At 64.0% G+C, this 3844-nt stretch carries 6 protein-coding genes and 1 pseudogene; 4 read left to right on the top strand and 3 right to left on the bottom strand.

What is annotated here, in order from left to right; genetic code table 11:
* The coding region (locus tag AC1DFE_RS23800; RefSeq protein WP_476908292.1) for a 6-phosphofructokinase at nt 1-636 on the top strand (636 nt) is incomplete at its 5' end.
* Nucleotides 637-689: 53 nt separating this feature from the next.
* Nucleotides 690-1283: a histidine phosphatase family protein gene (locus AC1DFE_RS23795; protein ID WP_476908293.1), complete on the top strand. Its 594-nt coding sequence runs from the start codon at nt 690-692 to the stop codon at nt 1281-1283.
* Nucleotides 1284-1367: 84 nt separating this feature from the next.
* Here AC1DFE_RS23795 and AC1DFE_RS23790 read toward each other — a convergent pair whose 3' ends face one another.
* Nucleotides 1368-1580: a hypothetical protein gene (locus tag AC1DFE_RS23790; RefSeq protein WP_476908291.1), complete on the bottom strand. Its 213-nt coding sequence runs from the start codon at nt 1578-1580 to the stop codon at nt 1368-1370.
* 48 nt (nt 1581-1628) lie between these two features.
* Between AC1DFE_RS23790 and AC1DFE_RS23785 the strand changes: the two genes are divergently transcribed.
* Nucleotides 1629-1895 carry a hypothetical protein gene (locus tag AC1DFE_RS23785; protein ID WP_476908290.1) on the top strand — a complete coding sequence of 89 codons (267 nt, stop codon included), beginning with the start codon at nt 1629-1631 and terminating at the stop codon, nt 1893-1895.
* A 60-nt stretch (nt 1896-1955) separates the two neighbouring features.
* Here the strand turns inward: AC1DFE_RS23785 and AC1DFE_RS23780 are convergent, their stop codons facing one another.
* A complete protein-coding gene (locus tag AC1DFE_RS23780) occupies nt 1956-2405 on the bottom strand; it encodes a MarR family winged helix-turn-helix transcriptional regulator (RefSeq protein WP_476908289.1) in 450 nt (149 codons plus the stop codon).
* A gap of 81 nt (nt 2406-2486) precedes the next feature.
* Nucleotides 2487-3317: a YsnF/AvaK domain-containing protein gene (locus AC1DFE_RS23775; RefSeq protein WP_476908288.1), complete on the bottom strand. Its 831-nt coding sequence runs from the start codon at nt 3315-3317 to the stop codon at nt 2487-2489.
* Nucleotides 3318-3551: 234 nt separating this feature from the next.
* Here AC1DFE_RS23775 and AC1DFE_RS23770 point away from each other — a divergent pair.
* Nucleotides 3552-3844 (top strand): annotated as a pseudogene (locus AC1DFE_RS23770) (hypothetical protein); the annotation flags it as partial.

Genomic DNA, 3844 nt, shown 5'->3' with positions numbered 1-3844 from the left:
GACGCCACCGACTACACCTTCGGCTTCGACACGGCGGTGCAGATCGCTACTGAGGCAATCGACCGGCTCCGGACCACCGGCGAATCCCACCACCGCTGCATGATCGCCGAGGTCATGGGCCGCCACGTCGGCTGGATCGCCCTGCACGCGGGCATGGCCGCTGGCGCCCACGCCATCCTCATCCCGGAGCAGAAGGTCGGCATCGAACAGATCACCCAGTGGGTGAAGGAAGCCCACGCCCGCGGGCGCGCACCGCTGGTGGTGGTGGCCGAAGGGTTTGTTCCCGAGCATATGGAAAATCCGCACTCCGAGCGCGGCCTGGACACCTTTGGCCGTCCCCGTCTGGGCGGCATCGCGGACCAGCTGGCCCCCGAGCTGGAAGCCCGGACCGGCCTCGAAACCCGTGCCACCATCCTGGGCTACGTCCAGCGCGGCGGCGTTCCTTCAGCGTTCGACCGCGTCCTGGCCACCCGACTGGGCATGGCAGCGGTCGACTCGGTGGTGGAGGGTCGCTGGGGCACCATGGTGGCCCTCAAGGGAACGGACATCGAACACGTAGGCTTCCAGGAAGCCCTGGGCCAGCTGAAGACCGTCCCCCAGAAGCGCTACGACGAAGCCGCAGTCCTGTTCGGCTAAGCACCCCGCGAAGAAAGGGCATGAGCCGGGTGGGCCCACCGCTCTCGGGCACAATGGAAGGCATGACCCTCACGACGTTCGCCCTCATCCGCCATGGCCAGACAGACTGGAACGCGCAGCGCCGGCTGCAGGGAGCCAGCGATATCCCGCTGAACGACGTCGGCCGCGGCCAGGCGCGCGACGCCGTCGCCGTCCTGTCCGGGCAGGAGTGGGACACGATCGTTTCCTCGCCGCTGAGCCGGGCGGCGGAAACCGCCGAGCTGATCGCCGCGGGTCTCGGACTCACAGTGGCCCGGCACGTGCCAGAGCTGACCGAGCGCAGCTTCGGGCCTGCCGAGGGCCTGCAGGCGGGGCCGGAGCTTGAGGCACTGCGCATCCCCGGCGGCTTCCGCGGGGCGGAAAGCGACGACGAAGCCGGCTCCCGGGGCCTGGCCGCCCTGGAGTCGCTGGCCGAGGAGTTCCGCGGCCGCCGCGTATTGGTAGTCGCGCACGGCACGCTCCTCCGGCTCGCCCTCAGCCGTGCCATCGGCAGCACACTGCAAAGCATCGACAACGCCGCGCTCAACCTTGCCCACCACCACGCCGTGGATGGCTGGGAGCTCGAGTACTTCAATGGCGAACGGGTAGCGGCTGCAGCCCACAGCTGACTACAATCCGCAGATCAGCCCTGCGGATTTCACGACGAAAATTACCAATAAGCACTTCGCCCTGCCGGTCGGCAAGAAAATGACCTACGGGCTGCCGGCGACAGGATCGAAATCGAAATCCTGCCGGAGCCGCGGGTCATAGACGGCGTCGAAACTGTCATCTACCTGGACAAGGAATTCAAGAACGGGCAGCTGATCGAGGAGACCAGGGACTATCTGGCCCAGCACAAGAACGGCGACGTGTGGTACTTCGGCGAAGATGTAAATAACTTCAAGGACGGAAAACTGCAGAGTCATTCCGGCAGCTTTATCCATGGGCAGGACGGGGCAAAGGCCGGCATTTGGATGAAGGCCGAACAGCGCGTCGGCGACACCTACAGGCAGGAATACTACCTGGGGCATGCGGAAGACATGCGGGACACCATCGACACAGGCCAGACCGTCACCACGAAACTGGGCACCTACACCGACTGTGTCAAGGTGGACGACTGGATGCCACTGGAGTTCAACTCACGGGAACACAAGTACTACTGCCCCCAGGTCAGCTCGCTGGTCCTGGCTGAGGAAGCAAACGGCAATCGGGCGGAACTCACAAATATTGACCTGCCCTGAGCCGTCATAGGGCTACCCATCCGGGATATGCCCCGGCGATACTCCTGGCAGAGGGCCAAATTAAGGGAACGGCGGACCGGGAACGCGCAGGGAAGCGACGAATTTTGCGAGTTGTTCCTGGAGGCTTTGCCAGTTTTCGTCCTCAACTGCAAGGGCGAGGGCATCGATTTCCGCGCGCCTGGCTGCCTTCAGTGCCGCCTGCCCCGCTTCAGTCAGCCTGACATGAATCTGGCGGCGGTCGGCCGTACTGCGGGTCCTCGTAATGAGTCCCTGTGCCTCCATCCGCGAAAGGACCTTGCCCAGCGTCTGGGGTTGGACATGAACCTTGCCGGCAAGCTGCTCCTGGTTCAAGGGGACTGGTTCCATCGCTTCAAGGGCGATGACGGCTGCACGTGTGAGGCCCAGCGGGGCCAGGGCGTCATCTTGGCGGCGCTGCACCAGCCGTGCCGCCGTGATCAGCAGCCGGTAGCTGTCCCGGGGGTTAGGCGGCTCGATGTCGCTGGGACTCATGAGTGCGGCCTTTCTGTCCCGGAGTGCGGGTAGAGAGTGAAAGCCGGGGCCGCAACCGGCCCCGGCTTTCACGAACTCCTGCTACGGCCGGGCGTCGTCGATGCCGTCGGTTTCGATGCGTTCCTTCCGTACTTCCTCATCGACGGTCACTTCGTCGGTCACGGTTTCTTTGCCGAGACGGACCCGCTCAACCGGAACGGTTTCCTTCTCGACGACGGGACGCTCCTCATGCAACGTCACCTCGTGTTCCTCTTCGCTAATATCCGGCCCCGACAAGGCCTCCCCACGGTTTGCGTCCGTGATGGGTTCGCGCTCGATCCGGACCTCTTCGCGCTGGACCGGAACGGTTGTGGTGACGTTCTCGGTGGTGACGTATTTGCGCAGCCTGGCCCGCCCGGCTGCCTGCCTCTCCGTACCGACGTTCAGGCGTTCCTCGGAACGGGTCATGGCGTCATCCGTAGTGGGCCCGGATGTGTCACGTCCAACCGTACTGGTGGCGTCGGCCGTCCCGGACACGGTACCGCTGTGCGCGGTATTGCCCGTCTCCGCATAGCTTGCGTCTCCGCGGGTTCCCGTTTCCGAGTAGTCCCGGTGTCCGTCCAGACCATAGTGGCCGAAGAGCCGGTCCTCTTCCGAGGGTTCGAGATGGCCATCCGTTTCCACCCTGGGCGCGTCCTTGACCTGGTCCTTGGTGTAGGGAACCACGATGTCGTCGCCTTCAAGACGGGCCCCTTGCAGCGGGACAAAGGATTCGGACGTGCCGAACAGGCCGGTCTTGACCGTCACCCAAGTGGGCTGGCCGTCCGTGTCGTCAGCGTAGACCTGGCCTACGGACCCGATCTTGTTCCCGTCCAGGGAAAGCACGTTTCCGTTGCGCTGTAGCAGATCATCAATGTTTTCCGTGGTGAGCATGGCGTCTCCTTGGATCTCAGATGCTTTGGGGGTTCGCAACGCCTCGCTTCAGGACGTCGCACCCCAATACAATAAGCATGCTTAGCATGGTGTTGGCAAGCATACTTATCAATTTTCCACTGATGCCCATCCAAGCTTGCGCAGCAAATAGCAAGTGTGCTTACTATTTCGGATGATCAGGATTGGTGCCATCCAGCACCGCTGGTCCTTCATCCTCAAGGAAAGCGAGCAATGATGACCGAGAACGCATACGGCACCGGAGTGTCCGCTCCCGGCGCAGGCACCGCCGGCTACCAGGGCACCGCGGGCTACCAGGACGAGGGCTCCTCGAAGAAGGACGTGGCGAAGGATGAGGCCGCGAACGTGGCGGGCCAGGCAGCCGGCGCCGCGCAGAACGTGGCCGAGACGGCCAAGACCGAGGCCAAGAATGTCGCGTATGAAGCCAAGAACAGCGCCAAGGATCTGCTGCACCAGGCGAAGTCGGACCTCACGGACCAGGCCGGCACCCAGCAGGCCAAGGCCGCCGA

It is taken from the genome of Arthrobacter sp. 05T423 (genome assembly GCF_056396245.1).
This window is presented reverse-complemented; position numbering and strand designations above follow the sequence as displayed.

Bases quoted from the DNA above. Each gene is read 5' to 3' on its own strand.
- AC1DFE_RS23775 (WP_476908288.1), bottom strand. From the start codon at position 3,317: ATGCTCACCACGGAAAACATTGATGATCTGCTACAGCGCAACGGAAAC.
- AC1DFE_RS23790 (WP_476908291.1), bottom strand. From the start codon at position 1,580: ATGACTCTGCAGTTTTCCGTCCTTGAAGTTATTTACATCTTCGCCGAA.
- AC1DFE_RS23795 (WP_476908293.1), top strand. From the start codon at position 690: ATGGAAGGCATGACCCTCACGACGTTCGCCCTCATCCGCCATGGCCAG.
- AC1DFE_RS23785 (WP_476908290.1), top strand. From the start codon at position 1,629: ATGAAGGCCGAACAGCGCGTCGGCGACACCTACAGGCAGGAATACTAC.
- AC1DFE_RS23780 (WP_476908289.1), bottom strand. From the start codon at position 2,405: ATGAGTCCCAGCGACATCGAGCCGCCTAACCCCCGGGACAGCTACCGG.